Below are 25,255 nucleotides of genomic sequence, written 5' to 3'. Positions count from 1 at the left end.
CGGAATGTCCTTTATGCATAGAATGGATGGGTGCCGTCGCCGGCGGTCGTGCTGTCATAGGTCAGGATCGGCACGGGCTGGTCGTGAATGAAAGGTCGAGGCTGCCCGCCAACGGTGAATTCGCCGGCATAGGAGAGCACCAGTGTTTCGCGGTCCGGTGGCGAAAGGCTCAGCATTTTGCTGTCGGGGTCGAACGAGACGGAGGTGGCGCGGATCCGTTCGACGAAACGACCGAAAGCGGCTTCGTCGCCCGCGCCCACCACGGCCGCCCAGCCGGTGAGCGCGCCCTCGGAGCGCACCTCGCGTCCGGCGGTCGCGCCGTCGGTCACGAGTTCAAGTCCGTTCGTGGCGTAGAGTGCCGCAAAGCCCCGGCCCGAGCGGGCCAGGAGCCAGTTTCCGTGCAAAACGACCTCGTCGAGGCCATCGCGACCGAGATAGGCATGGGTCCAGGCGTGGCGCGTGCCTTCGGTATCGGCGATCAGCAGGGCGACGTCGCGATATTGCATGACGCGCGGCAGAACGCCGTTGCCGGCCCAATAGGACGGGCGCTGCGTGCCCCAGGGGTCGTCTTCGCCGGGATGGTTCACCCAGAGCCTCGCCATCGGGTGGCCCGCAAGCCGAATGTCGAGCACGTGCTGCTGATGCCCCCGCCGGCCGGTCTTGTGATCGACCACGGTCGAGAGCTGCGAGGCTTCCGTCTTGAAGAGCACGAGCTTGCCGCTTTCGAGCCCCTGCGCATAACGCGCTTCCATCGAGCGTCCGGCTGCCAACTGGGCAAACTCCGGCAGGGCGTCCGGCGGCGCGTAGGAACCGGCGCAGAACATCGGCAGGGACGCGACGCCGCCATTCAGCCAGCCGCTGCCGAACGCCACGCGGGCGAATGGCGCCAGTTCGGTCAGAGGCCCGGCCCTCAGCTCCTTGTCGTAGGCGCGTCCCTGCGAGCCGGCGGGAACGCCCGCCAGGGTGTGCAGCGCGATCATCTGGAAGATCAGATCCAGCTGGTGGCGAGCGCGCGGGGCGATGTCGTCCCCGCCCCAGCGTTCGAGGGCGAGGAGACCGATGAAATCCACCGGATAATAGGCTGCCGAATTCCATTCGGCGAGGCCGTGCGCCTCGACGCTGTCGAACCAGTGGCGAAGCCGGCCTTCCGCCAGCCGCGCCTGCTCGCGACCGGTCCTTCCGGAGGCGGAAAACACGGTATCCGGCAGCAGCGTGCCGGCGATCAGCTGGCTCGTGTGGAAGCACAGGACATGGTTCTCGCTCCAGAACCACATGACGTCGTTGCCGGGCTCGTCCACCCAGTAGCGGTAGCCAGCGACGGATGCGCGGATGTTTTCCACCGTTTCCGGTGCCAGGACATGCTCATATTCGCCGAGGAGCCAGAGGAGCGGTACCATCACGAAATCCGAGCAATCCTCCCGCCGGTCGATGATCTCGAGCGTGGCGGCGATGATCCTGTCCATCGCCTCGCGGTCGATCTCGCCGGTTGCAGCCATGGCGAGCACCCGGCCGATCCGCTCGGCGCCGAAACGGGCGCTGAAGATCAGCGCCTCGCGCTTGCGCTCGGCAAGGGTGGCGGCGGCTTGCGGCAGGACGAGGCCGCTCATGAAGGCGGCGTCGATATGGCGGGCGATGGCTGCGGCGCCGGAACCGATCTTCAGCCTGATGCCGTGATATCCGTCCGGCAGGCCTTTGATTGCGGGAGCGACAAGCCGTGTCTCGCCGGCACCCAGCATCAGGTCCGCCGTCGCCAGCACGGCCCGGTCATGACCATGGCTGTAGACCTCGATGCCGACGGGCAGATCGGCCCCTGACGGGGTGTCGAAGAGAATTTCCAGGGGGCGATCGACGAAAACGTCGACGGCGGGCCGGATGGCGCGCGCGAGGAGCTCCAGCCGCCGAACCTCCTGCCGGTCCAGTGCGGTCGGCAGGGCGATGTCCAGCGGCTGGGTATCGGCCAGTTCCAGCTCGAAGAACCAGATCGTGTCCCGCTCCGCCAGGTCTTCGGTCAGCACAAGGACCTCATTGTCGCCGGCCTCAAGCGCCAGGACGATCCCCGTTTCGCTCTCGACATTGCGGCGGAAGGGCTCGAACCGCGCCTGTTCCTCGCCATTCACCCAGATCCGCACGCCGCCGCAGGTTCTCAGCCGCATCGGGACGTGGCGGGCAGCCTCGGCGCGGAAACTGCCGCGCAGCCAACGGCCGACATGGGTGGGCACGTGCCAGAAGCCGGTGAACTCGACACGGCGGTTCGGCCCCGGCAGGTTGAGGGAGGCCGGCTTCCAGTCGTGCTCGGCACCGATTTCCCGTCCGATCATCCGCGCCTGGAAGGCCTTTCGGCAAGGCAGGTCGCCGACATCCACGAAGCCGTTGATGAAGCGGTAGTTGACGCGATCTTCCGCCGGCGCCGGTTCACCTGGGAAATACGTCTGATGTAAACCCGAGACCACCCACGCGGTGAAGGTTTCGCCCGGGGCGACATGATAGCTGGCGCCGTGCGAACCGCCTGCGGCTGCCGGTGAGTGCTCCATGACTGCCTCCTTCAGATCATGAAAATCTTTTCATAGATAAAACTCGCTGCGTCATCTTCGTGAGCAGTTTCGAATTTAGGGCGACAAGACAGCTTGACGTTTGGATTGTCAAGCTTCAAAAAGGAGAAATTCGAAGGGAAATCCGAGAGGAAACCTTCCGAATTATGAAAATGTTTTCATTGGGAGGATGGAAAATGCAGAGACTTCTATCAGGGATAAGTGCGCTCGTATTCTCGGCCTTCGCGCTTTCGGGCGCGGCCATGGCGGACGCCAAGACCATTACTTTCCTGTTCACCGACGACGACCAGGGTTATGTCGAGCGCATGGCCGCCTTGAGCAAGGAGTTCGAGGCCTCACATCCCGACGTCAAGGTCAATTTCGTATCGTCCGGCTATGACGCGGTGGTGAAGCAGCTGCCGGTCCAGCTGGCGGCGGGCAAGGGTCCGGATCTCGCCAAGATCACCGATTGGCAGCTCGCGCCCTATTATCTCGACATGCGGTCCCACATGAAGGACCCGGATACCTTCGCCAAGCTCCACGGGGACAGCCTCAACCAGCTCCGCCTGCCGAATATCAATGACCCGAAGTCGATCAACGGCTACGTCGCGTCCCAGACGCTGAACCTGCCGTTCGTCAACAAGACCTTGTTCGAGCAGGCCAGCGAACCGCTGCCGGGGCCCAAGGCCACGCTCAAGGAGCTCGTCGAAGCTTCCGCCCGTGTCGCAAAGGCGACGGGTGCGCAGATTCCCTTCACCATGGACCGGTCGGGCCACCGCTTTTCCGGCGGCGCCTATTCCTACGGCTCGGTCTATGTGAAGGACGGCAAGTTCAATTTCCCGGATGCAGGTGCGCGTAGATATATCGCCGACCTCTATTCCTGGACCCAGAACGGCAGTTTTCCCAAGGAAATGTGGGGAGCAGCCGGCGGCTCGCAGTACAAGAACATGGGCGATGAGTTCGTCAACGGCAATGTCGTCACCTATCTCGCCGGCAACTGGATGGTGAACCCCTTCCAGAAGAAGATCGGCAACGCCTTTCAGTGGACGGCCATCAACGCACCCTGCGGCGATGCAGGTTGCTATGCGATGCCGGGTGCGACCGCGATCGTCGGCTTCAAGCGCACCGAACATCCCGAAGCGGTCGCGCAATTCATCGAGTTTCTCGGCTCCGAGAAGGTGCAGCGCGAAATCGCCGAGACCTATGTCATCCTGACGGGAGCGGACATCAAGAACCCGCAATACAAGATCTCCAGCGACGACGCCAAGGCATCCATGGCCGTGTTTCTGGACAACAAGAAGAACGTTCCGCAGGCGGCGCGCGATTTCGAACGCATGAAGGGCGGGACGGCAATCTACCAGCAGATCGTCCAGCGCATGAGCCAGCTCATCGTTGGCGAATTGAGCCTGGAGGAAACCTACAAGAACCTCGAGGCTGACGCCGGCAAGATCAACGAGGCGCTGGCGGTCAAGTAACGATCCGGCATGCCGGGTGGCGACGCAACCCGGCATGCCTTACCAAAGACTTCAGACAAGATGTGCTTCGATCGGGTGACAGGTGGACGACTGCCTGTCTCTCAGACCGACGGCCAAAGGCCCGCCCGGGTATTCATGTCCAAAGGCCCGGAAAAGAGCGCGCTCTCTCCCGCCAGCCGCCCTCGGGCCCATTCACCCGGCTGCGGCGCCGACGGTGGTCATTGCGACAACCAGCAAAGCCATGATGATCAGCAGCCAACGCGCCTGATACACGCTCTCTTCCATCTGAACCTCCTTTTTTCGAGATGCCTTGAACCCGCAACTGCGGTCCAAGTTCCGCGTTCGCGACCTCTTCCTCCTCGCTCCGGACCTTGGTCGGTGTCGCCCATGGCCTAAGGTCTCAGCCTGGATAGGACTGAAGCCTGAGGCCGGGAACACGCGCCGGCGAAAGCGAGTTTTCTCCACAGCTTCGGAAACGCTGTTCGCGGTCGGAAGCATGTGGAAACTCAAGGAGATAAGACATGAAAATTGTTACACGCGCGGTCTTTGCCGCGGCGCTTCTCGCGGGCACTACACTGTCAGCCTTCGCCCAGACCAGCAGCACTGTCGGCACCGGAGGAACCAGTGCCGGCGGCGGCACGTCCAGCAGCACGGTCGGGACGGGCGGCAGTTCTGCCGGAACCAATTGCGCACCCGGCACCACCAACTGCGGCACCGGTTCCGCCTCGACGCTGGGCACCGGCGGTTCTTCTGCCGGCGGCGGCCAGTCGAGCAGCTCGGTTGGCACCGGCGGTTCGGCGGCAGGCTCGGGCAGCGGCTCCGGCTCGGCATCGACACTCGGCACCGGTGGCACCTCGGCAGGTGATGGCCAGTCCAGCAGCTCCGTTGGCACCGGCGGTTCGGCGGCAGGTTCCGGCAGTGGCTCGGGCTCCGCTTCGACGCTCGGCACCGGCGGCACCTCGGCCAAGGACGGGATGTCGACCAGCTCGGTCGGAACCGGCGGCAGCTCGGCTGGCGCGGCCGGCCTTGAAAACGGACAGGGCAAGAAGGCATGTCCTCCGGGCCAGGCCAAGAAAGACGGCGCTTCCTGCTAGTCCCATCCATCGGACGAGGGCGGATCGCTCCGCCTTCGTCCTATCAATAGGAGAGCCGACATGACCTCGGCATCATTCGCATACAAGGGCACATTCGCACTACCGCTGATCCTGGCGACCATTACCGCGATCTCTGCCTTTGCCACCGAAACCATCAAGCTTGACGACGGCACCACCTGCACCGTCATCGAAAGCACGGGCTCGACCGGCAACGGCACGTCGACATCGGTGACCGCAGGCGGCGGCAGCGTATCGTCCTCGACGACAATCGACGGCAAGACAACGACCATGCATTCGGGCGGTGGCTCGGCTTCGTCGAGCGCCGGTTCGTCCGTCACAACCGGCACGGCCGGCAATCAGGCATTTTCGACGGCAAGCGTCACCAAGCCTGATGGAACGGTGATCACACGCCGGTCGGACGGCACTTGCGACGTCACCAAGCCTCAGAAATGAAGGAGATAGACATGTCGAAGAAAATATCATTGGCGTGCCTGGCGCTTATGGCCTCGGTCGCCACCACACCCGTGCTTGCACAGGACTGCAACTCGGCCGGCACGGTCGGCTCCGCCGGCAGCGCTGCCGCAGGCGGCACATCGGCAAGTACGCTCGGCACCGCAGGCGCCTGCCAGACCGACGACGGCACGACGGCCTCGATCGGCGCCGGAGGCAGCGCGGCGACGGCCGATGGCAAAGCCCAAAGCCAGACCAAGGTCAACGAGAACCCGAACCAGCTGAAGGCGCAGTCGAAGGCGCAGGCCATGGACCAGGGCACATTCAGCAAATCGCAGACGAAAACGCGGGTCAAGGATGATGAGCTGCAAAGCAAGACGCGCAGCATGTCCCACGTCCCGGGGCAGAAGCCGGTCAAAAGCACCACCGACAGCAACGTGGTTCTGCCACCGCAGTGACCTGGAAATCGACAAATCGGCTCCCACGAAGGAGCGGGAGCCGGAGCCTTCGGCGGGAAGCGAATGATCCCCAGGGTTTGGTCCACCGCCGCTTACGAATTCTGCCGTGCGGTTCGGGCGATTGGAACTGAATGCCAGCTGACGGCTTTAAAGCCGCGCAGACTTCGGAGGATGACGATGGACGAAACTACTTTTGAGCAACTCGGCACCATGAGCCAACAGCTGCACAAGCGGGCTCTCGCGCTGTCCCACCAGGGGAAGGACGCTGACCTCGCGATGCTGATGTCGGCACAGGCCGTGACGATGGAAGCGGTCAAATCCCTCGGGGAAGCCTTGAACAGGATCAATGGGCCGCTTGGCCTTGGGGCAGCGGGAGACTAGGCGGCGCGTCTTCCTGTTCTCCTTCGTGCAATCCCTTTTCAGCGCCGTGACGATCCGGCCGGAACTTTCTGACGCGACGGAAGGTTGGGCTTTCAGGAGGAGAACGAGATGCACCGCAAACACGACCACCAACACGAGCTGGCGTTTTACATCGGATTGAACGCAGCGCTTGGCTGCTTGATCATCGCCGGCGTCTTGCTCGCGGCAGCGGCCTGAAGACCAGCTTGATCCGCGAGGCGTCGATCGGTCCCGCAGCGCCTCATGACCTCCCGGCATCGGGAGAGGAACTATTCTCCGATCAGCATGTTGGAACGTCATGAACGACACGTCCAGAAAAGCCGGCAACAACATGATGAAATTTGTCACCGCCATTCTAGCGGCCGCACTTGTCATCGGTGCAGTCTATTTCTTTTTCCTGACACCCGGCGAGCCCACGGGTCCTCAAACACCGCCGTCTCCGCACGCCATCGACCAGACGAAGTGACGACGATGAAGCCAAGCGAAACGCCAAGGAGCGAAACACCCACAGGATTGTCGCCGTCGGCGGATCCCGAACCCCAGAAGAAACGAAAAGTCATTGCCGGCCGCGGCCTGGTGATGTTTATCGCCGGCGTCGCGGTCGCGGCCTTCTGCCTTTACGCATTCGTCGCGCTCTATGGGATCTATGCCGGCACCTGACGCCACCCCCGCAGGGCCTTCCTTCCTAGCCCGGAAAGATGAGGCGCAGGCCGTTCAAATTGCCGCGTTGCGGGTGTCAGATCGCTAACCACCCGACCAGCTAAGCCCAACGCGCATTCTTATCATATGATAATTGTGACCAAAATTCGCATCAGAACGATACGCCGAGGAAACCCGAAAAATGCCCGACCGGAATCCGGGATATGCATGTGTGCCCGCCACGGTGCATTGCTGGTCAGAAGACGTCCCCAGCCGGACCTTCGTCTCGCTGGAAAAGGCCTTGGCCTATTGCAGAAAGAATATCGGCGAGCTTCCGGCCATCGAGCTCTTCGTTCATTGCGGCCAGATCCCCGAACCGATCATCAGCGGTGAGGAGCTCGCAGCCCTGATCAAGGCAAAACGGCGCAACCTGGTCTGACGGGCTTGTTTCAGCTCGGCCGCTGCCCGGACCTGCGAGGCGGGCGACGATGTCGCCTTTGGCAGGATGTCAGCTTGCGACATCAAAGGTGACTGGCCTTGTCTTGTTAAAACGAGCAGGAACGGTTATTCGCCATGGCAGACTTGAACCGGGACCTGCCATGCTTACGCTGAAATCTACCTTGACCGCGCTGTTGATCGCTGCTGCATCCAGCTTCACTGTTTCCTCGGCATTCGCATCGACGACGTACCCGCTGACCATCGAAAACTGCGGCGCGCAGGTCAGCTTTCAGAAGGCGCCCGAGCGGGCAATCGGGCTTGGCCAGAACAGCGCCGAAATCCTGCTGCTGCTCGGCCTCCAGGACAAGATGGCCGGCACCGCCTTCTGGCCGAGCAAGGTTTTGCCGCAGCTTGCCGACGCCAATGCCAAGGTCAAGCTTCTGAGCGTCGAATTCCCGACCTTCGAATCGATCCTGGCGGAGAACCCGGATTTCGTGGCGGCCGCTTTGCCGAGCCTGGTCGGCCCGAGCAGCAAGGTCGCCAAGCGTGAGGACTTCGACAAGGTCGGCGTCCCGACCTATCTCTCGCCCAGCACCTGCCTCAGCACCAAGGAGGTCAAGGACCAGTACGGCAGCCGCGCGCAGCTCTGGAACATGGATCTGCTCTACAAGGAAATCGACGAACTCTCGCAGATCTTCGATGTCGCCGATCGCGGCCAGGCATTGATCGCCGACTTCAAGGCACGCGAGGCCAAACTTCGCTCCAGCGTTTCGAAGGACGGCAAAAGCCTCTCCTACGTCTTCTGGTTCTCCAGCCCCAGCCCGTCGGCCGATGCCTATCTCGGCGGCAAGAACGCAGCGTCCGGCTTCATCGCCGATGTCCTGGGCGGCCGCAATGCCGTCACCGCCGAAGCCGAATGGCCGACGCTCGGCTGGGAAAGCATCATCGCTGCCAATCCGGACGTGATCGTCGTCGCCAATCTGGACCGTAACCGCTGGGAACTCGACAAGCCCGAAGCAAAGATCAAGTTCCTGACCACCGATCCGGCCGTCAGCCAGATCACCGCCGTGAAGACCAAGGCAATGGTGGTGATGGACGGCCAGGCCATGAACCCGACCGTGCGGACGATCTATGGCGCCGAACAAGTGGCCGAACAGTTGAAGGCCCTCGGTCTTTTGAAGTGACGGAAAAGCGCCGCTCCCTTCAGCAGCTTTTCACCTTCGCAGCCGTGCTGGTGGCGTCGCTTGCAGCCATCGGTCTCGTCGTCGGCATCAGCGTCGGGATCGGCGATCTGCCGATCCCGCTCGCGACGACCTTTTCTGCGGTCACCAACCGGCTGGGATGGACGGCGGTAGGGCTCAACCGCATCCATGAGACAGTCATCTGGGACTACCGTCTCAGTCGGGCGCTGGTCGCGGCCTTTTGCGGTGCGGGTCTTGCCCTGTCGGGAGCGATCATGCAGTCGCTGCTGCGCAACCCGCTGGCCGAGCCCTATGTTCTCGGCATCTCCGCCGGCGCGTCCACCGGAGCCGTGGCGATCGTCATCCTTGGTGTTGGCGCGGGCGCGGTTTCATTGTCGGCGGGGGCTTTTGCCGGCGCCTTCGCGGCCTTCTTCTTCGTGGCGCTGTTATCCAACGGCACGCGCGGCGGTGCGGACCGCACCATCCTTGCCGGTGTCGCCGCTTCGCAGCTCTTCAATGCCTCGACCTCCTACATCGTCACGACGTCGGGCAATGCCCAGCAGGCGCGCGACGTGATGTTCTGGCTGCTTGGCAGTTTCGGGGGCGTGCGCTGGCCGGAACTGACGCTGGTCTCGATCATCGTCGGCATCGCGCTGGTCGCCTGCCTGCTTTATGCCCGCGTGCTCGATGCCTTTGCCTTCGGCGACGAAGCGGCGGCGTCGCTCGGTGTCAATGTCGCGCGGGCACGCATCGTGCTTTTCGCCCTGACGGCGATGATGACGGCGACGATCGTCAGCATGGTCGGCTCGATCGGCTTCGTCGGCCTCGTCGTACCGCATGTGGCGCGATTTGTGGTCGGGCCGCTGCATGTCCGCCTGCTTCCGGCCTGCGCCGTTATCGGCGCCGTTTTCATGGTGGTGGCGGACATCGCGTCACGCACCCTCATCCCGCAGCAGGTCCTGCCGATCGGCGTCGTCACCGCGCTGGTCGGCGTGCCCTTCTTTTCGATCATCCTCTACCGGTTCCAGCGCGCGTCATGAGCATCAAGACCGAGAACCTCACCTGGAAAATTGGCCGGAAGACCGTTCTCAACGGCGTGTCCTTCGCGGCACAGCCGGGCAAGACGCTCGGCCTTCTGGGGCCGAACGGTTCGGGCAAGACGTCGCTCCTGCGTCTGCTCGCGGGTTTGAAACTGCCGCATTCGGGCTCGATCATGCTCGAGGGCAAGGATCTCAAGACGATCGGGCGGCGTTCGATCGCAAAGCGGGTCGCCTTCGTTGAACAGCACGCCACGACCAATGCCAATCTGAGGGTTGTCGACGTGGTGAAGCTCGGGCGGTTTCCGCACCGGTCGATATTTTCCGGCTGGTCGCTCACCGACGACGAAGCGGTCGAGACCGCTCTTCTACGCGCCGGCATGGCCCACAAGCGCAACGACCGCTGGCAGTCCCTTTCCGGCGGCGAAAAGCAGCGGACCCATATTGCCAGGGCGCTGGCGCAATCACCGAAGGAACTCATCCTCGACGAACCGACCAACCATCTGGACATTCAGCATCAGATCGGCCTGATGCGGCTGGTTTCCGGCCTGCCGATGACGAGTATCATCGCACTTCACGATCTCAATCATGCAGCGATGTTCTGCGATCAGCTGATCGTCCTTGAGGACGGCAGGATCGTCGCCGGCGGGGAACCCGAAGCGGTGCTGACCGAAGCTCTGCTGCGGGACGTATTTTGCGTCGAAGCACGGGTAGAAGCCTCGCCGCACCATTCACGACCCCATATCCACTACCTCGTCTGACAATCCACCGACGACGGTGTTCGGCCGCAGGCCTGCGTGAACAGAGCTGCGGCCGTTAGGCGGACGCCGGCTGGAACAAACAAACCCTCGTCATTGTTCGTTGGTCACCCGGAACCGGAGGGCCCGACATGAAACCTCTTCTCATCACGGCAGCGGCCGTTCTTTCGCTGTCGGCCAACCTGACACTCGCGCAGGAACCGCCTAACGCAACTCCCAGCGCCCCGCCACAGGCTGAGCGGGATCGCGCTGCGAACACACCGCCGCCCGATCCTCAGGAACCGGCCGCCGACAGGGATGGAGACGAGTGGCGGATGCCACCGATGGCCGATCGTCGAGCGCCACGGGAGCGGGGCGCGCGTTTCCGCATCGAGAACGGGCGAACCACGATCGACCTGCGCTGCGCCGACGGCGAACCGACAAAGGATTGCGCGGATCTTCTCCTTCAGGTGCTGGACCGGCTTGAGCGAGGAACGTCTTCGGACGATTCCGACTCTCGCGAAGACGGCCGGGACCGCTCACGTTATCGCTGAGGCCGGCTCAGACCAGATGGAAACCAGATTGGTCCACGTTCGCACCGGCTCGCCGCAACTTTGGTGGAGGAAAGCCCGTCCGGACTTGAGCAGCCGCCCGCAACGTCCGCCGTCGATCAAATCTACATAAGCTGAAGCGCAGATGAATGCGGACTTCAGCAACGGTTCAAGGACCGCGCCGCAATCTGTCAGCGTGTGCACTCTGGAGGAACCGATGCGCAGGATAGTCTTAGCGGCCAGTTTGATCGCAGCTTGTCTTTTTGGAGGCGCGGCAAATGCCATGCCGATCGGAACCATTGCCGTGCCGGCAAAACCAACCGCCGAAACGGTCGATTGGGCTTGCGGCCGCGGTTACCACTTGAACCGGTGGGGCGATTGCCGCCCCAACCGCTGGCGGCCGCCGCCCCGCTACAGCCACCGATGGGATCGGCGGGATCGGTGGGACCACCGCGGACCGCCTCGCTGGGAATGGCGAGGCCATCGCGACTGGCGCGATCGCCGGGATTGGCGTTGATACGGGAAAGCCCTTCTGCTCAGCAGAGGGGCTTTTTCTCGATGGGAAGGTCAGCGACACGCTTGTCTGAGCCCAGTTGCGCCTATTCGGACAATATCTTCTCTCACGCGACAGCGGAATCTGACGGCAGGACTTGAATTTTAGCCACTGCTAACGAACATTTCCCAGCTGGGAGCGTTGTATTGTCAGGAGGAAGCGTCATGAAAAAGGATACCAATCGGCAGGTCAGAATTCCCGGGCCACGCGACCACGACGTCGCCGAACATTGCCGTAAAAACGGCATGCGGCTGGAGGACGAAAAAAAGATGTTAAGGCTGTTGGGGAAGCACGCGCCGGTGCATGAAATCTACTCGAACTCGCCGCCACGACCGCCGCGATTCCGCTAGGCGACAATCGACGCCTGTAAGTGCTACAGTCCCATTCCCGCCGGTCGCGTCCGATGTACCCCTTTGGGAACGAAGGGGAAATTATCAGCCAGGCCCAATAGGTCCGCGGCAAGATGCAGGGTCGAAAGCCACATTTCCGTGCCCTGCAGGCTTCCTGTCTGACCGTCGGCGAAGGCAAAGCCCGTTTTTGCCTGCCACCGGCCCGGCGAACGCAAAATGATGTCCTCAGCCACGGCTTCCGCCTGGCCGCGCATGAAATCCGTCTGTTTGAGGCACAACCAAAGCGGATGGATCGTATCGAGCAGGTTGCAGGCCGTATAGGTTGGCCCGGAAAAACCGCGGTTGTTTCGATAATGCGTCATGACGGAATTGATCGCCGCTTCCGGGAAAGGAACCGGGATGCCGAACTGGGCATGAGCTCCGCGTGTGAGGCGATAAAAGCCGTTGACCGGCTGCAGCAGCCCTTGTTCGGCGGTCGGCTTCCCCCATAGTCCGGTCGAACGATCGATATGGGTCGCGAGCCAGCCGAAGAGGATTTCCTTCCCCCTGCCGCTCCTGAAATACCGGGCGTTGAAATAAAGCGCGGTGGCGATGGCGTCCGCCCGGTCACCGCACCACCATGCCCGGGTGCTCCAGGGCAACGCCTCCAGCCAGTCACAAAGCTCAACAGCGTCCATCTCGACGCCCGAAATGGGGCGGGAGGGATGCGCGCCGAGTATCTCCAGCGCATAACCGACCGCCAGTACGTTATAAAGAGCCGGCGAATCGTCGCGGATGTTGTTCGCAGGATCAGGTGACCGAAACGGATCGGGAAAAAATCCGGTCGCGGGGTCCTGCAGCGCCTGCAAACGATCGACGATCGCCTTTGCCTCATGCCCTGACGGCTGCTCTCCAAAACCGGCGGCGATCTCGATCGCATCGCATTCATGCCTGACGCTCATGCGCGCCATGCCATCGGCATCCGGCGACAGATAACCCTCGGGCGTCAGATGCCGTTCCCGCACATCCCGCCACTCGGCTTCCGCTATCCTGCCGACCCGCAGCAACGCCTGCTCGACCTCGGCCCGACGCGACTTTCCCGCCGCTGCCGTTTCCCCGCGACGGCGCACGACTTTGGCCGGCACGCCCGCTACGATCGCCAGATCCGGAACGTCCTTGGTGACAACCGCGCCGGCGGCGATGACCGCACCCCTGCCGATCGTCACCCCGTCCAGAATGACCGCATTGGCACCGATCCAGACATCATCGCCGATCGTAATGCCAAGCGTCTCGTGAGGCTGATCGTTGATCGGTATGGCCGGATCGTCGAAGCCATGATTGAAACCAACGATCGACACCAGCGAAGCAATACGCACGCCGTTTCCGCACCGGACCTTTCCGGAGATGCATGCGTAGGGGTTGACCGAACAATGGGCGCCGATTTCCACGTCTCCCCGCACGAGCGCGTGCCCGGCAATCCAGGAACGCTCGCCGAGGATCAGGGATGAGGTGAAAATGCGGGCGTCGCTTGCGATATAAGCGCTGTCTGCGATTTGCGCCCCGGCGGACCGCGCCAGTTCTTCCTTCAGCTTCTTTTGGGGATCGCTGTCAATATCCGCGGGCCTGCGCTCCCAGGTGAGGAATTGCAGCCTGGCTTCCCGATCCAACTCGGCTTTGGAAACGTCTGGATCTGTCCGCATCTCGTCACTCGTTTGCGCGCCGGCTTCATGCTCGAAAAGGCCGACAGGGTCGGAAAGCGACGGCCGATGTCATCATACCAATTTTTGACACTCGCCGATTTGAGGAAATACAGCAGACGAATTTAAGCGTCCAGCTTTTGTTTTCGACCTCCATCGGACCTGATCAATGTCTCCCAAGGCAAACGGAATTCACTCCCGCATTGATATGAGCCTAAATTTGTCATACACGTGTGATGAATACGGCGCGGACGCGTCGTGTCGTTGCAGCGGGGATTGAGCGTGACAACCCAGACCAAGGAGCGGAACAAGGGACCGGGATCGCTGGTGTCACGGGTCGGGGAAAGTCTTCGAACAGCGATTGCCAGCGGCCAATACTTGCCCGGCGACAAACTCCCCAGCGAAGTCGAACTGACGGAAACCCACGGCGTAAGCCGTACGGTGGTCCGCGAAGCAGTCGCGGCGCTCAGATCGGACGGGCTCGTCGAGGTGCGGCAGGGGGCGGGAATTTATGTGCTCAGCCAGGATGCGCCGACCCCTCCCGGCCGGAAAATCGACCGGGCGCGCGTATCGTCGGATCTGGAGGTGCTCGAGGTGCGGGCTCCGCTTGAGATCGAGGCTGCCGGTCTGGCGGCAATGCGCCGGTCTCCGGCCCAGGAAGAGGCTATCTTCGATTGTCATCGGCATATTCTGCAATGCATCGAGCAGAACGAATCGATCCGCGAGGCGGATCTTGCGCTGCATTTCGCCATCGCCGACGCCACGAACAATCCGCTGTTCCGGCAGCATCTGGAATTTCACGGCACCGCGGCCATTCCGCAATCGAGGGCGACGCCCGGCGAACGGTCCGGTGAACAGACCGCCTACCGCCGCATGATCCATACGGAACATGAAGCGATCGTCGTGGCGATCTCGGATCGCAACGAGGAGGCGGCGCGCAATGCCATGCGCGACCATCTGAGAGGGAGCCAGATCCGCTACCGGGATGTACTGAGGGATTTCAAGGCGTTTTCAAGCTGATGCCGCAGCAGGTCGGCCGCATGGCCGACCTGGCTCCTGGGCCCCAATCCGCTGTCAAACAGCACGGTTGATCCTGTTTGAAAAGGCGGTAAGGGACTGACTTGACTTGCAAACTCGCAAGGAGGGTCGGGGGCATCGTCGGCGCCGATCGTGGCCCCACCCGATCTGCATTTCATCTCAGTAGATCAAGGCTTTTCGGGCTCGATCATAGAGGTCAACCTCCGACGCTGATACACACGCTGGCGGTCCGCCGGTTATTTTCCTTGGTCAGCTCAGGCCGTACCAGGTACCGCGGCCTGCTCCATGAAGGGTTAGATGTCCCTGCTCGTTTAATGCGCGCAGATGATCCTTGACGGTATTTCTGCTTGCGCCTGTGGCCTTGGACGCGTCCATCACGGTCACTCTTCCACGCTCACGGGCCAATTCGAGAATTGCGATGGACAGCTCCGGCAGATCACCAAGAAGGATGCGCTCGCGCTCGATCTTGCGCTCCAGCCGCTGTTTCTGCCGCTGCAGGCTTCGCAGGAAGAACTCGACCCACGGATTCCAATCCTGCTCATCGGTTCGGATCGTGCCCTGTGTCCGTCGCAGTGCAAGATAATATGCTTCCTTGTTTTGCTCGATGACGCTTTCGAGGGAGCTATAGGGCACATAGGAATAACCGGCCCGAAGCAGGAGCAAGGTGGTCAGGGCGCGCGAGAGCCGGCCATTGCCGTCCTGAAATGGATGGATCTCCAGAAAAACGACGACAAAAACCGCCACGATGAGCAACGGATGAAACGTGCGATCCTTCTCCTGAGCTTGTTGCCAGGCCACCAGGTCGGCCATCCGGCCCGGCGTATCGAAAGGCGATGCCGTCGCAAAGACGATGCCAAGGCTACGGCCATCTTCGTCGAACGCTTCGACGTTGTTGGAGAGCGTCTTCCAACTTCCCCGATGCCGCTCGTCCTTGGTCGAGTGAATGAGCAGGTCCCGATGGAGTTGGCGGATATGGTTTTCGTTCAGGGGGATCTCTTCGAAAGCGGAAAAGATAGTTTCCATCACCCCGGCATAGCCTGCGACTTCCTGTTCGTCACGGCTGGTGAAAGAGCCGATGCGCAGGTTCGAGAGTAGCCTCTCGACCTCGCGGTCGCTCAGTTTTGCTCCCTCGATACGGGTTGACGATCCGATGCTCTCGATCGTTGCAACGCGGCGCAGACTGGACAGTCGGTCGGGCGCGATCCGTCCCAACGCTCGCCAGGCGCCTTTGAACTCGTCAATCTCGGCGATCAGCGACAGGATTTCAGGCGTGATGCGCAGTTTGGATAGGTCGAGGGCCGGCATCCATTAGTCCATCCATTTCCATCCACAAAGGATATGGCACAACGGCATCCATTAATCCATCCACTTCCATCCAATAAACCCACTTTGAACAATTGCGGGAAAGATCGGTCTTCGCCGTAATCATCCTGCGAACCCTCTCCTCTTAATTGTGAAACAGCACCGAAGGTTGACCCCATTTGAAAAGACGGCAAGCGCCGGACCTTACTTGCAAACTTGCAACGAAGGCGGGGGCATCATCCGCGCCGATCGTGACCTCACCCCATCTGCATTGCATCTCAGTAGATCAAGGCTTTACGGGACCGATCATAGGGGCAACCTTCGGCGCTGATTCACTTAATCCGCCTCGCGTCCCCAGACTTCGATCTGGGTCAGCGCTGGAAAGGGCGACGGGTCGTCGGCCTTGATCAGGCTGTGCAGCCTGATCCATTCCACAGTCTGCTCCCTCACTGGGAAACTCTGAGCCGCACCCGTCTTGACCATCGAGAAACATGCGGTCTCGGCGTTGGAAAAGGTGACGCTGGCTTTTTCCCACCAAGCGTCGTGCGGGAAGTCCGCTCGCAGGTAGAGGACGATTTCGTCGATTTTTACCGGCCGCCCGAAATCAAGCGTCAGCGTCGCATCGGGATCGCGATTGATCCCCCAGCTCGTGTAGGGCCAGAAGCCATGATCGTCGTTCGCCTTTTCGCCGTCGATGGCGTTGCGGGCGGCGAAGACCGCCTCCCCGCGTGTCTCCACATTTGCCTTGGCGTGCGGAAAGATGGAGGCATTGGCGTGGTCGTCCCATGGATTGAACGCCAGGTTCCGGCGCGCCGCGATTTCCTCCGGGCGCGCCTTGCGGACGCATAATCTGTGGATCCTGCCTTCGAAGGCCCGCGGGGAATAAGGAATGCGCTTGGGACCAAAAGGGACCCCGAGCGCATAGCTCTGCCCCTTCATATAGACGATCGCAGGCGTCATCGCGTCGTCGAGCGCGAGCATGAGATATCCCGGCTCGGACCCTTCGACGACGACCTGATCGCCTTCGTTGTAGCTGTCGCGAAAAACGAGATATGTCTCGTCCGTGCCCGTTGCCCTGGCGCGAACCTCGCCCGCCCCGTCTACGACTTTCAGTGTCAGTTCCATGCTCGTCCTCCTCAGACGATCCGCAGTTTCAGGCAGGTCCCGGCAAAGGGGATGCGCAGTCGGTAAATTCTCGGGGGCCAGGAGATACGCAGCCGGGCATCGTCGATGTCGATTGCCTCGACCTCGACCTTGCCGGCCCCTTCAAGGTCGATGCAGCCGAGACCGTCGAAATGAATGGCCCGGCCGATGGTCGGTTCGACGCAGGTCATCAGCGAAAGCACCGCCGGCAGTTCGCCCTCATGGATATCCACGACCTCGATCTCCTGCCCGCGCCGAAGCGTGACGGTTCGCTGGTAGGATTGCACACGTGCCTCGGCCGGATAGGCGGACGCGATGTCCAGCGATATCTGCGCCTGTTTTTCGGCGAATTCGGCCTGGACATTCCGCGCCGAAAAATCCGCGCCGGCGGCCTGGCCCACACCACCGAAAGTCGGCAGGTTGTGAAAGCCGGACTGCATGGTCCAGATATCGTACCGCTCGGAGGAAAAGGTTTTTGCCGTGTAGGTTTCGACGCCAATATCGATCAGGAACGGCTTGCCGTCCTTGTAGACCGTCAGGCTGCCGACATCGTTGTGGTTATGGCTTTCCCCGTTATTGCCGCCTTTGACGGCGAGCGCAAAGCGGTCGTCGCGGGCAACGAACAGGCCAATTCCCCGATAAAACGCGTCGCCTGCCGGCGTCGGTTCTCCGCCGGCTGCCGGCGTTACCAGCAGTTCCTGCACGCGGTACCAGAGGTTCCATTCCTCGGGCAGATGCTTGCGCTCCGACGACATGCGGTCACGCGCGGCGAATGCCGCCAGGACATCCGACCCGACGGCCTTGCCGAACAGATATTCGCGCACGGTGCAGGGTTCTATTACCGCGGCGGAATCGGCAAAATTGAAATACCGGCGGCCGGCCACATGCATGTTGACGATATATTCCGCCATGTTGCGGATTTTTGGAGCTTTCCAGAGCGGCGTCATCGAAGCCGGCGCCACCGTGTCGAGAATGACCATCGCCCCGGCCATGCAGAGCGCCGCATGCCGATAATAGACCACGCCCTCCTCGCAGGCCCCGTCCTGCGCATAATCCTTGATGAAGGCGTCGAGGCTGGAAAGGGCCTTTGCGACGACCTGCCGCCGCAGGTCCTGTTCCGTCTTCAGGGCAAAGGCTGAAAGCAGGACGTTCTGCGTTATCCACGCCGTCCAGTTATTCATTCGCTCCGTGCCGTTGCCCATCCACCAGAAGTGCCGGTCGAGATAGGGCGACAATATGCGCACCCGGACCTCCCGCTCGATCCGGGCGACGACCTGCGGGCTGACCTGGTCGAGCCGATCCTTCATCAGAGCAGCCACGGTCGCCAAAAGGGCCCCCGTCTCCGCCGCAAACAGATCGACAACCGGCTGCTCCGGATCGGGCAATGCAAACCGCTGCCCGCCCCGCTCGTAGGCGTTGTGAGCCGGAAGCTGCCAGCCGCTTTCCTCACAGATCAGGAAGACACCGTCGATGATTGCATCGATGAAACGTCCCCTGCCCTCGAGCAGCTCGGCAAGAACCAGGTCGTTCAACATCCGCCGCCGCGAAAAATACAGCGCTTCAAAGCGAAAGCGATTGCCGTTCAGCGAATATTCGCGATAGTCAGAAGCCTTGATGACCGACCACGGCCGGCCAAGCGCCGCCTCCGCATCCCCGATGACTGCGGAACGCATATCATCCGATACGGCATCCCAGGCGGCCCGATCGCCGATCGGCGCGCCGGGCATGAAGTCCGCCAAAACCGGCGGCAACGACCCGGCGATCTCGCTGAACATCAACCTTCCTCCATGCGACCGATAAACGACCTCATTCGCCACCTATCATACGTATTTTAAGATGACTACAGAATTCATATGATTTATCCATAAATTTGTTTGACCAATGTGAGAGATGTGCTATCCCCTCGATAGGGAGGCGGCACGCTCGTGACACAATGGGCGGTCGTGGATGGCCCTTGGGCATCGATCGGAGCATCCTGGTTCGAGGAGGGATAAAGTGTCCATATCGAATTCGACCATCGCCGCAGGTGATGCGCCGGCCGCGTCCCGGCGGTCGAGCAAGGTGTTGTCGCGCCGCCGGCGCAAGATACAGAGCGCGCTGGTCGCCTACTCCTTCATCGCCCCGAATTTCCTCGGCTTTGCCGTCTTTACGCTCGGCCCGATCCTGTTCGCCTTCGTGCTGGCATTCATGCATTGGGACGGCTCGAATGCGATCACCTTCGCCGGTCTCGACAATTTCTGGCGGCTGTTCGAAGACAAGGTCTTCATTGCCGCCTTCTGGAACACGATCATCTATACGGTCGTCTCGGTCCCCGCGACCCTCGCCTGCGCGCTCGGCCTGGCGATCCTGCTCAACCAGAAGATCTTCGGGCGCGACTTTTTCCGCACGGCGATGTTCTTTCCCTACGTCGCTTCGCTGGTTGCCGTCGCCGTGGTCTGGAACATGATCTTCAACCCCGAAATGGGGCCGGTGAACATGATCCTCTATACGCTCGGCCTTGACCCCAAGGACATGCCGGGTTGGGCAGCCGACCGGCATTGGGCGATGGTGACGGTCATCCTCTTCGGCGTCTGGAAGAGCATGGGTTACTACATGGTCATCTACCTCGCAGGGCTGCAGGGCATCAATTCAGAGCTCTACGAGGCGGCCGATCTCGACGGCGCCAATGCGTGGCAGAAATTTGTCTATGTCACCGTGCCGCAGCTCGGGCCGACGACCTTCTTCGTCACGGTCATGCTGACCATCCAGTCATTCAAGGTCTTCGATCAGATCTACATGATCACCCAGGGCGGGCCCGGCACCTCGACGCTGGTCCTCGTTTATCACATCTACAACGAAGCCTTCATTTCCTGGGACCTCGGTTATTCCAGCATGATTGCGCTCGTTCTCTTCTTTCTCGTACTGGCGGTCACGGTCGTCCAGTTCCGCCGACAGAAGGAGGATTGATCCGTGAAGATTGCCGGACGCAAGGTCACCGCCAAGAGCATTGCAGTCTATGCGACGGTCATCGTCATCACCGCCGTGATGCTGATGCCTTTCGCCTGGATGCTGTCCGCCTCGCTGAAACTCAGCCGGGACGTCTTCGTCTTCCCGATCGAGTGGATTCCGTCGCAACCGCAGTGGCAGAACTACGTGGACATCTGGACGAAGATCCCGCTTGGCCTGTTCATCTACAACACATCGAAGCTGACGATCATTGTCACCCTGCTGCAGCTGCTGACCTCGAGCTTCGCGGCCTATGCCTTTGCCAAGCTCGATTTCCCCTACAAGAACACGCTGTTCCTCGGTTATATCGCAACCATCGCCATGCCCTGGCAGGTCTACATGGTGCCGCAGTTCCTGCTGATGCGCGAATTCGGCTTGAACAATACCCATCTGGCGCTGATCTGCCTGCAGGCCTTCACCGCCTTCGGCGTCTTCCTCATGCGGCAGTTCTACATGTCGATCCCGACGGAACTTTGCGAAGCAGCGCGCATCGACGGCATGAACGAATATCAGATCTGGGCGCGCATCATGCTGCCGCTGTCGAAGCCGGCGCTTTCGACGCTGACCATCTTCACCTTCGTCACCACCTGGAATGACTTCCTCGGTCCGATGATCTACCTGACCAAGACGGAGCTGAAGACGATCCAGATCGGCCTGCGCATGTTCATCTCGCAATATTCCGCCGAGTACGGGCTGATCATGGCGGCATCGGTCGTCGCCCTCATTCCCGTGCTGATCGTCTTCCTGTCGCTGCAGCGCTTCTTCGTCGAAGGCGTCGCTTCGTCGGGCCTCAAGGGTTAACGTCATGAATGAAGTTATGCAGATCGCTCCCCAACCGATCACCGATGCCGAGGTCAAGGCAGCGCTCGATCTCGCCGTCGCCCAGATCCGGCGCAATCTGCCGGCCTTCACCTACGCATCCCAGAACCATTCCAGCGTCGGCAATTTCTATCCCGCCGTCGACAATACCCAGTGGACCGCAGGTTTCTGGCCGGGAGAAATCTGGCTGGCGTTCGAGCATACGGGCGACAAGATTTTCCAGCATGCAGCGCAGATCCAGGTGCAAAGCTTCCTGCACCGGATCGAGAACCGCATCGAGACCGACCACCACGATATGGGCTTTCTCTATTCGCCGTCGTGCATCGCCGCATGGAAGCTGGTCGGCGACGAGGACGGACGCAAGGCCGCCATCCTGGCCGCGGACCAGCTTATCGAGCGCTTCCAGCCGATCGGCCAGTTCATCCAGGCCTGGGGCCGCAAGGGCGTCGCGGAGGAATACCGCTACATCATCGACTGCCTGCTGAACCTGCCTTTGCTCTATTGGGCAAGCCGCGAGACCGGCGATGACAAATACCGCGACATCGCGCTCATCCACGCCCGCACGACGCTGGCAAACTCGGTCAGGCCGGACAATTCCACCTATCATACGTTCTACATGGATCCGGTGACCGGTGCGCCCGTGCGTGGTGCGACGAAGCAGGGCTACAAGGACGACAGTTTCTGGGCGCGCGGGCAGGCCTGGGGCATTGCCGGCATGGCGCTTTCCTATCGCTACGAGCCACTGGACGAATACCGCAACACGTTCGACCGGCTTCTCGATTTTTATCTGAAGAAGCTGCCGGCCGACATGGTGCCTTACTGGGACCTTGTGTTCTCCGAGAAAGATGGTGAGCCGCGCGATAGTTCGTCCGCCTCGATCGTCGCCTGCGGGCTGCTCGAAATGGCCGAGCTTGTCGAGGCCGATGTCGGCGCGCGTTACCGCGAGCTTGCCCGGCGCATGATGAAGAGCCTCTCCGAGCACTACGCGGTCAAGGATCCGGCCATGTCCAACGGCCTTGTCCTCCACGGAACCTATTCGAAGAAATCGCCCTACAATACCTGCCGCGGCGAAGGCGTCGACGAGTGCGTCTCCTGGGGCGATTATTATTACATGGAAGCCCTGACGCGCCTCGCGCGCGCCTGGTCTTCCTATTGGTGAGAGAATCCGATGGCCAGCATTTCACTGAAAAAACTGAACAAGTCCTACGGCGCCCTCACTGTCGTCCATGACATCGACCTGGAGATCGCCGACAAGGAATTCATCATTCTGGTCGGCCCTTCGGGTTGCGGCAAATCGACGACGCTGCGGATGATCGCCGGGCTGGAGGAGATTTCCGGCGGCGAGCTCCAGATCGACGGCGACCTGATGAACGATGTGCCGTCCAAGGACCGCGACATCGCCATGGTCTTCCAGAACTATGCGCTTTACCCACATATGACCGTCTACAAGAACATGGCTTTCGGCCTGCAGCTTCGCAAAGTGTCCCGGGATTTCATCGACAGCCAGGTTCAGGACGCTGCAAAAATCCTCGACATCACCCACCTTCTCAACCGCAAGCCGAAGGCGCTGTCCGGCGGCCAGCGCCAGCGCGTCGCACTCGGGCGTGCCATGGTGCGCAACCCGGCAGTCTTCCTGCTGGACGAACCGCTCTCCAATCTCGACGCCAAGCTTCGCGGCACCATGCGTGCCGAGATCACCAAGCTGCACAAGCGTCTGCATGCCACCTTCATCTACGTCACCCATGACCAGATCGAGGCGATGACCATGGCGGATCGCATCGTGGTGATGAAGGACGGGCATATCCAGCAGGTCGACACGCCGCAGAACCTTTATGATCGACCGGTCAACATGTTCGTCGCCGGCTTCATCGGCGCGCCGCAGATGAACATGATGCCATCGGTGATCGAGCGGCGCGGCGAGCGGTATTTCGCCTCGTTCGACGGGCGGGAACTGCCATTGCCGGCCCATTTCGACAAAAGCCGCATCGCACCCTACGAAGGCCGCGAACTGGTCATCGGCATCCGGCCGGAGAATTTTCACGAATTGCCGCCGGCCGATATCGCGCCGGAAAACCTTGCGCCCTTCGGCGCCGTCATGGAACTCGCCGAACCGATGGGCTCGGAAATCCACCTCAATATCGTCGCCGGAGGACGCAGCCTGATCGCGCGCGTGTCGCCCCGGTTCAAGGGCGCGATCGGCGACGAGGTCAAGCTGGTCGTCGACACCACCAATATGCAGTTGTTCGACAGGCAAACGGAGCGCTCGATCCTTTATTAGGCGAGCGGGAGGAAACGGCCATGCAATGGCTGCGCGACATGTGGACGAAGGAAGGACCGGGCATTCCGAAGAATGCGCCGAAGAAGACCGGTCTTGCCCTTTTCGCCGATACGGTCGCGCGCGAGTGGTGGGAGATGGTCAAACTGAACATCCTGTTCATTCTGGCCGCGCTCTTCGTCGTCACCATCCCCGCTGCAATCGCTGCGACCGCCCGTATTTCGGTCGCCTTCGTCGAAGACCGCAACACCTATCTCCTGCGCGATTTCGCCGAAGCGTTTTTCCGGTATTTCTGGCGGGCGACCGCGTGGGGCCTGGCCTTTACCCTCGCGATCGGCCTCGGCGTTTATGCGATCGTCACCTATGCCGCGACCGCAAAAGACAATCTCGTGCTCGCCCTGCCGCTGACGATTGCGCTGATCGCCACGGTTTTCATCGTCGTGGTGGCCTGCCACCTCGTCGTGCTGATGGTGATGCGTGATCTTTCGGCGCCAGTGCTGCTGCGGCTGGCAGCCACTGCATCGGTCGTGCGTCCGCTGCCGGCGATCGGCGCGCTTGCATTGGTGGCGGCGCTCTGGCTTGCGCATATCGTCTTTTATCCGGTGTCCGTGTTCATGCCGGCCACCCTCAACTTTTCACTCGGAATGTTCGCCGTCACATTCGGCGTCCATCGGGCAGCGGTCATGGTTCTAGCCCTGCCAATGGCAATACAGGCGCATCGCGAACCGCAGGCTGGTGACGCTAAGCATATCTAATCCAGAGACACTTCAGGGAAGGAGAACGGAAATGTATTTGGGGAAATTCGGGAGATCGGTGAGGTTCGCGATGGCGGGTCTCGCCATGGCGACGTCGATCGCAGGATCGGCATACGCACAGTCGGACAATGCCGTGACGCTCAAATGGGCGCTGTGGGACTGGGACAAGGTGGCTTATTACAAGCCGCTCATGGCCGCATACCAGGCCAAGAATCCGAACGTTAAGTTCGAGTCCGTGGACCTCGGTTCGCAGGACTACCAGCAGATGATCGCCACGCAGCTCGCGGGCGGCTCCAAGGATATCGACATCGTCACCGTCAAGGACGTTCCGAACTATACGAACCTCGTCCGCGCCGGCTCGATCTTGGACCTCTCCGGCTTCATGACGGAACAGAAGATCGACCCGGCCTCCTTCGGCGGCCTTGTCGACGAGCTCAAGATCGACGGCAAGATCTATGCCCTGCCGTTCCGCTCGGATTTCTGGGTCGTCTATTACAACAAGGACATTTTCGACAAGGCGGGCGTTACCTACCCGACCAACGACATGACCTGGGCGCAGTTCGACCAGATCGCCACAAAGCTCGCCGGCGGCATGGGCGCCAACAAGACCTATGGCGCGCTCTTCCATACATGGCGCTCCACGGTCCAGCTTCCAGGCATTCTCGACGGCAAGCAGACGCTCGCGGGTCCGGACTACGCTTTCCTCAAGCCATGGTATGAGCGCGCGCTTGCCCTGCAGAAGGCCGGCGTCGTTCCGTCCTATGCGTCGCTGAAGACCTCCAATACCCACTACTCGGCCCTGTTCTTCAACGGCACGATCGGCATGCTGCCGATGGGTACCTGGTTCGTCGGCACCCAGATCGCCAAGGTCGCCTCAGGCGAATCGAAGAGCAAGAACTGGGGGATCGTAAAGTTCCCGCATCCGGATGGCGTTGCAGCAGGCACGACCGCAGCGCAGATTTCCGGTCTCGCTGTCAATGCCAACTCCACCCACAAGGCCGAGGTGCTCGACTTCATCAAGTTCGTCACCGGCCCGGAAGGCGCGGCCATCATCGCCGGCACCGGCACGATCCCGACCGTCCGCACCCCGGAAGTCACCGCCAAGATCGCATCGCTGCCGGGCTTCCCCCAGGACCAGGCGAGCAAGGACGCGCTGCAATCGGGCAAGTCCTTCCTGGAAATGGCCGTCAATCCGAATGCTGCAAAGATCGAAGTTGTCCTCAACCGTGCGCATGACTCGATCATGACCGACAACATCTCGATTGATGACGGCCTGAAGGAAATGACCGATGGCGTGAAGGCCATCAAGTAACAACCCGACCCGCGGAGACCACGTCCTCCGCGGGTCTTTTTTTCGATTAAGAATGGTTTG

26 protein-coding genes are annotated in these 25,255 nt (G+C 61.3%); 21 read left to right on the top strand and 5 right to left on the bottom strand.

Going from position 1 to position 25,255, the window contains the following annotated elements:
* Positions 1 to 11: 11 nt before the first annotated feature.
* Positions 12 to 2,531, bottom strand: coding sequence for a hypothetical protein (locus C5L10_RS19095; RefSeq protein ID WP_105430977.1), 2,520 nt, complete (start codon positions 2,529 to 2,531; stop codon positions 12 to 14).
* Between the two features lie 194 nt (positions 2,532 to 2,725).
* On the opposite strand from C5L10_RS19095, the gene C5L10_RS19090 reads away from it, so the two are divergent.
* The 14 genes from C5L10_RS19090 to C5L10_RS19035 all read left to right on the top strand — a co-directional run bounded on the left by C5L10_RS19090 (position 2,726) and on the right by C5L10_RS19035 (position 11,890).
* Complete coding sequence (locus C5L10_RS19090) at positions 2,726 to 4,003, top strand: ABC transporter substrate-binding protein (RefSeq protein ID WP_105430976.1); 1,278 nt, start codon at positions 2,726 to 2,728, stop codon at positions 4,001 to 4,003.
* 521 nt (positions 4,004 to 4,524) lie between these two features.
* Entirely contained in the window at positions 4,525 to 5,097 is a 573-nt protein-coding gene (locus C5L10_RS19085; RefSeq protein ID WP_105430975.1) for a hypothetical protein, read from the top strand.
* Between the two features lie 60 nt (positions 5,098 to 5,157).
* The gene (locus C5L10_RS19080) at positions 5,158 to 5,550 is read left to right on the top strand and encodes a hypothetical protein (protein WP_046631779.1); all 393 of its coding nucleotides are present in this window, start codon (positions 5,158 to 5,160) and stop codon (positions 5,548 to 5,550) included.
* 11 nt (positions 5,551 to 5,561) lie between these two features.
* Complete coding sequence (locus C5L10_RS19075) at positions 5,562 to 6,005, top strand: hypothetical protein (RefSeq protein ID WP_105430974.1); 444 nt, start codon at positions 5,562 to 5,564, stop codon at positions 6,003 to 6,005.
* 177 nt (positions 6,006 to 6,182) lie between these two features.
* Positions 6,183 to 6,386 carry a hypothetical protein gene (locus C5L10_RS19070; protein ID WP_105430973.1) on the top strand — a complete coding sequence of 68 codons (204 nt, stop codon included), beginning with the start codon at positions 6,183 to 6,185 and terminating at the stop codon, positions 6,384 to 6,386.
* Positions 6,387 to 6,702: 316 nt separating this feature from the next.
* Positions 6,703 to 6,870 carry a hypothetical protein gene (locus tag C5L10_RS33730; RefSeq protein ID WP_172717081.1) on the top strand — a complete coding sequence of 56 codons (168 nt, stop codon included), beginning with the start codon at positions 6,703 to 6,705 and terminating at the stop codon, positions 6,868 to 6,870.
* Positions 6,871 to 6,875: 5 nt separating this feature from the next.
* Positions 6,876 to 7,064, top strand: a complete 189-nt coding sequence (locus C5L10_RS33725) for a hypothetical protein (RefSeq protein WP_172717080.1) — start codon at positions 6,876 to 6,878, stop codon at positions 7,062 to 7,064.
* Positions 7,065 to 7,245: 181 nt separating this feature from the next.
* Positions 7,246 to 7,482, top strand: a complete 237-nt coding sequence (locus C5L10_RS19065) for a hypothetical protein (RefSeq protein ID WP_105430972.1) — start codon at positions 7,246 to 7,248, stop codon at positions 7,480 to 7,482.
* A 160-nt stretch (positions 7,483 to 7,642) separates the two neighbouring features.
* Positions 7,643 to 8,665 carry an ABC transporter substrate-binding protein gene (locus C5L10_RS19060; RefSeq protein ID WP_105430971.1) on the top strand — a complete coding sequence of 341 codons (1,023 nt, stop codon included), beginning with the start codon at positions 7,643 to 7,645 and terminating at the stop codon, positions 8,663 to 8,665.
* Entirely contained in the window at positions 8,662 to 9,702 is a 1,041-nt protein-coding gene (locus tag C5L10_RS19055; RefSeq protein ID WP_105430970.1) for an iron ABC transporter permease, read from the top strand. The genes C5L10_RS19060 and C5L10_RS19055 overlap by 4 nt, the downstream gene beginning before the upstream one ends.
* On the top strand, positions 9,699 to 10,460 hold the full coding sequence (locus C5L10_RS19050; protein WP_105430969.1) for an ABC transporter ATP-binding protein: 762 nt from the start codon (positions 9,699 to 9,701) through the stop codon (positions 10,458 to 10,460). The genes C5L10_RS19055 and C5L10_RS19050 overlap by 4 nt, the downstream gene beginning before the upstream one ends.
* A 128-nt stretch (positions 10,461 to 10,588) precedes the next feature.
* Complete coding sequence (locus tag C5L10_RS19045; RefSeq protein ID WP_205837071.1) at positions 10,589 to 10,990, top strand: hypothetical protein; 402 nt, start codon at positions 10,589 to 10,591, stop codon at positions 10,988 to 10,990.
* A gap of 214 nt (positions 10,991 to 11,204) precedes the next feature.
* Entirely contained in the window at positions 11,205 to 11,504 is a 300-nt protein-coding gene (locus C5L10_RS34930; RefSeq protein WP_105430968.1) for a GCG_CRPN prefix-to-repeats domain-containing protein, read from the top strand.
* A 200-nt stretch (positions 11,505 to 11,704) separates the two neighbouring features.
* A complete protein-coding gene (locus tag C5L10_RS19035; RefSeq protein ID WP_105430967.1) occupies positions 11,705 to 11,890 on the top strand; it encodes a hypothetical protein in 186 nt (61 codons plus the stop codon).
* Between the two features lie 23 nt (positions 11,891 to 11,913).
* Here the strand turns inward: C5L10_RS19035 and C5L10_RS19030 are convergent, their stop codons facing one another.
* Positions 11,914 to 13,569 (bottom strand): DapH/DapD/GlmU-related protein, encoded by a 1,656-nt coding sequence (locus C5L10_RS19030; RefSeq protein ID WP_105430966.1) that lies wholly within the window; start codon positions 13,567 to 13,569, stop codon positions 11,914 to 11,916.
* A gap of 279 nt (positions 13,570 to 13,848) precedes the next feature.
* Between C5L10_RS19030 and C5L10_RS19025 the strand changes: the two genes are divergently transcribed.
* The gene (locus tag C5L10_RS19025; RefSeq protein WP_105431051.1) at positions 13,849 to 14,586 is read left to right on the top strand and encodes a FadR/GntR family transcriptional regulator; all 738 of its coding nucleotides are present in this window, start codon (positions 13,849 to 13,851) and stop codon (positions 14,584 to 14,586) included.
* A gap of 267 nt (positions 14,587 to 14,853) precedes the next feature.
* Here C5L10_RS19025 and C5L10_RS19020 read toward each other — a convergent pair whose 3' ends face one another.
* From C5L10_RS19020 to C5L10_RS19010, 3 genes are all read right to left on the bottom strand, one after another.
* Positions 14,854 to 15,909, bottom strand: a complete 1,056-nt coding sequence (locus C5L10_RS19020; protein ID WP_105430965.1) for a Fic family protein — start codon at positions 15,907 to 15,909, stop codon at positions 14,854 to 14,856.
* A 333-nt stretch (positions 15,910 to 16,242) separates the two neighbouring features.
* Positions 16,243 to 17,031, bottom strand: coding sequence for a discoidin domain-containing protein (locus tag C5L10_RS19015; protein WP_105430964.1), 789 nt, complete (start codon positions 17,029 to 17,031; stop codon positions 16,243 to 16,245).
* 11 nt (positions 17,032 to 17,042) lie between these two features.
* Positions 17,043 to 18,824 carry a heparinase II/III family protein gene (locus C5L10_RS19010; protein ID WP_105430963.1) on the bottom strand — a complete coding sequence of 594 codons (1,782 nt, stop codon included), beginning with the start codon at positions 18,822 to 18,824 and terminating at the stop codon, positions 17,043 to 17,045.
* A gap of 172 nt (positions 18,825 to 18,996) precedes the next feature.
* Between C5L10_RS19010 and C5L10_RS19005 the strand changes: the two genes are divergently transcribed.
* Genes C5L10_RS19005 through C5L10_RS18980 form a run of 6 tightly spaced genes read left to right on the top strand, consistent with a single transcriptional unit; the run spans position 18,997 to position 25,195 of the window.
* Positions 18,997 to 19,995 carry a carbohydrate ABC transporter permease gene (locus tag C5L10_RS19005; RefSeq protein ID WP_205837070.1) on the top strand — a complete coding sequence of 333 codons (999 nt, stop codon included), beginning with the start codon at positions 18,997 to 18,999 and terminating at the stop codon, positions 19,993 to 19,995.
* A 3-nt stretch (positions 19,996 to 19,998) separates the two neighbouring features.
* On the top strand, positions 19,999 to 20,835 hold the full coding sequence (locus C5L10_RS19000) for a carbohydrate ABC transporter permease (protein ID WP_040125532.1): 837 nt from the start codon (positions 19,999 to 20,001) through the stop codon (positions 20,833 to 20,835).
* 4 nt (positions 20,836 to 20,839) lie between these two features.
* Complete coding sequence (locus C5L10_RS18995; protein ID WP_105430961.1) at positions 20,840 to 22,012, top strand: glycoside hydrolase family 88 protein; 1,173 nt, start codon at positions 20,840 to 20,842, stop codon at positions 22,010 to 22,012.
* A gap of 9 nt (positions 22,013 to 22,021) precedes the next feature.
* Positions 22,022 to 23,131, top strand: a complete 1,110-nt coding sequence (locus C5L10_RS18990) for an ABC transporter ATP-binding protein (protein ID WP_105430960.1) — start codon at positions 22,022 to 22,024, stop codon at positions 23,129 to 23,131.
* Positions 23,132 to 23,151: 20 nt separating this feature from the next.
* A complete protein-coding gene (locus C5L10_RS18985; RefSeq protein ID WP_105430959.1) occupies positions 23,152 to 23,883 on the top strand; it encodes a DUF624 domain-containing protein in 732 nt (243 codons plus the stop codon).
* A gap of 31 nt (positions 23,884 to 23,914) precedes the next feature.
* A complete protein-coding gene (locus C5L10_RS18980) occupies positions 23,915 to 25,195 on the top strand; it encodes a sugar ABC transporter substrate-binding protein (protein WP_105430958.1) in 1,281 nt (426 codons plus the stop codon).
* The last annotated feature ends 60 nt before the right edge of the window (positions 25,196 to 25,255 follow it).

The organism is Neorhizobium sp. T6_25 (genome assembly GCF_002968555.1).
In the GTDB taxonomy this organism is placed as follows: Bacteria; Pseudomonadota; Alphaproteobacteria; order Rhizobiales; family Rhizobiaceae; genus Neorhizobium.
Note: the sequence above shows the minus strand (reverse complement) of the source record. Positions and strands in the feature narration are given on the sequence as shown.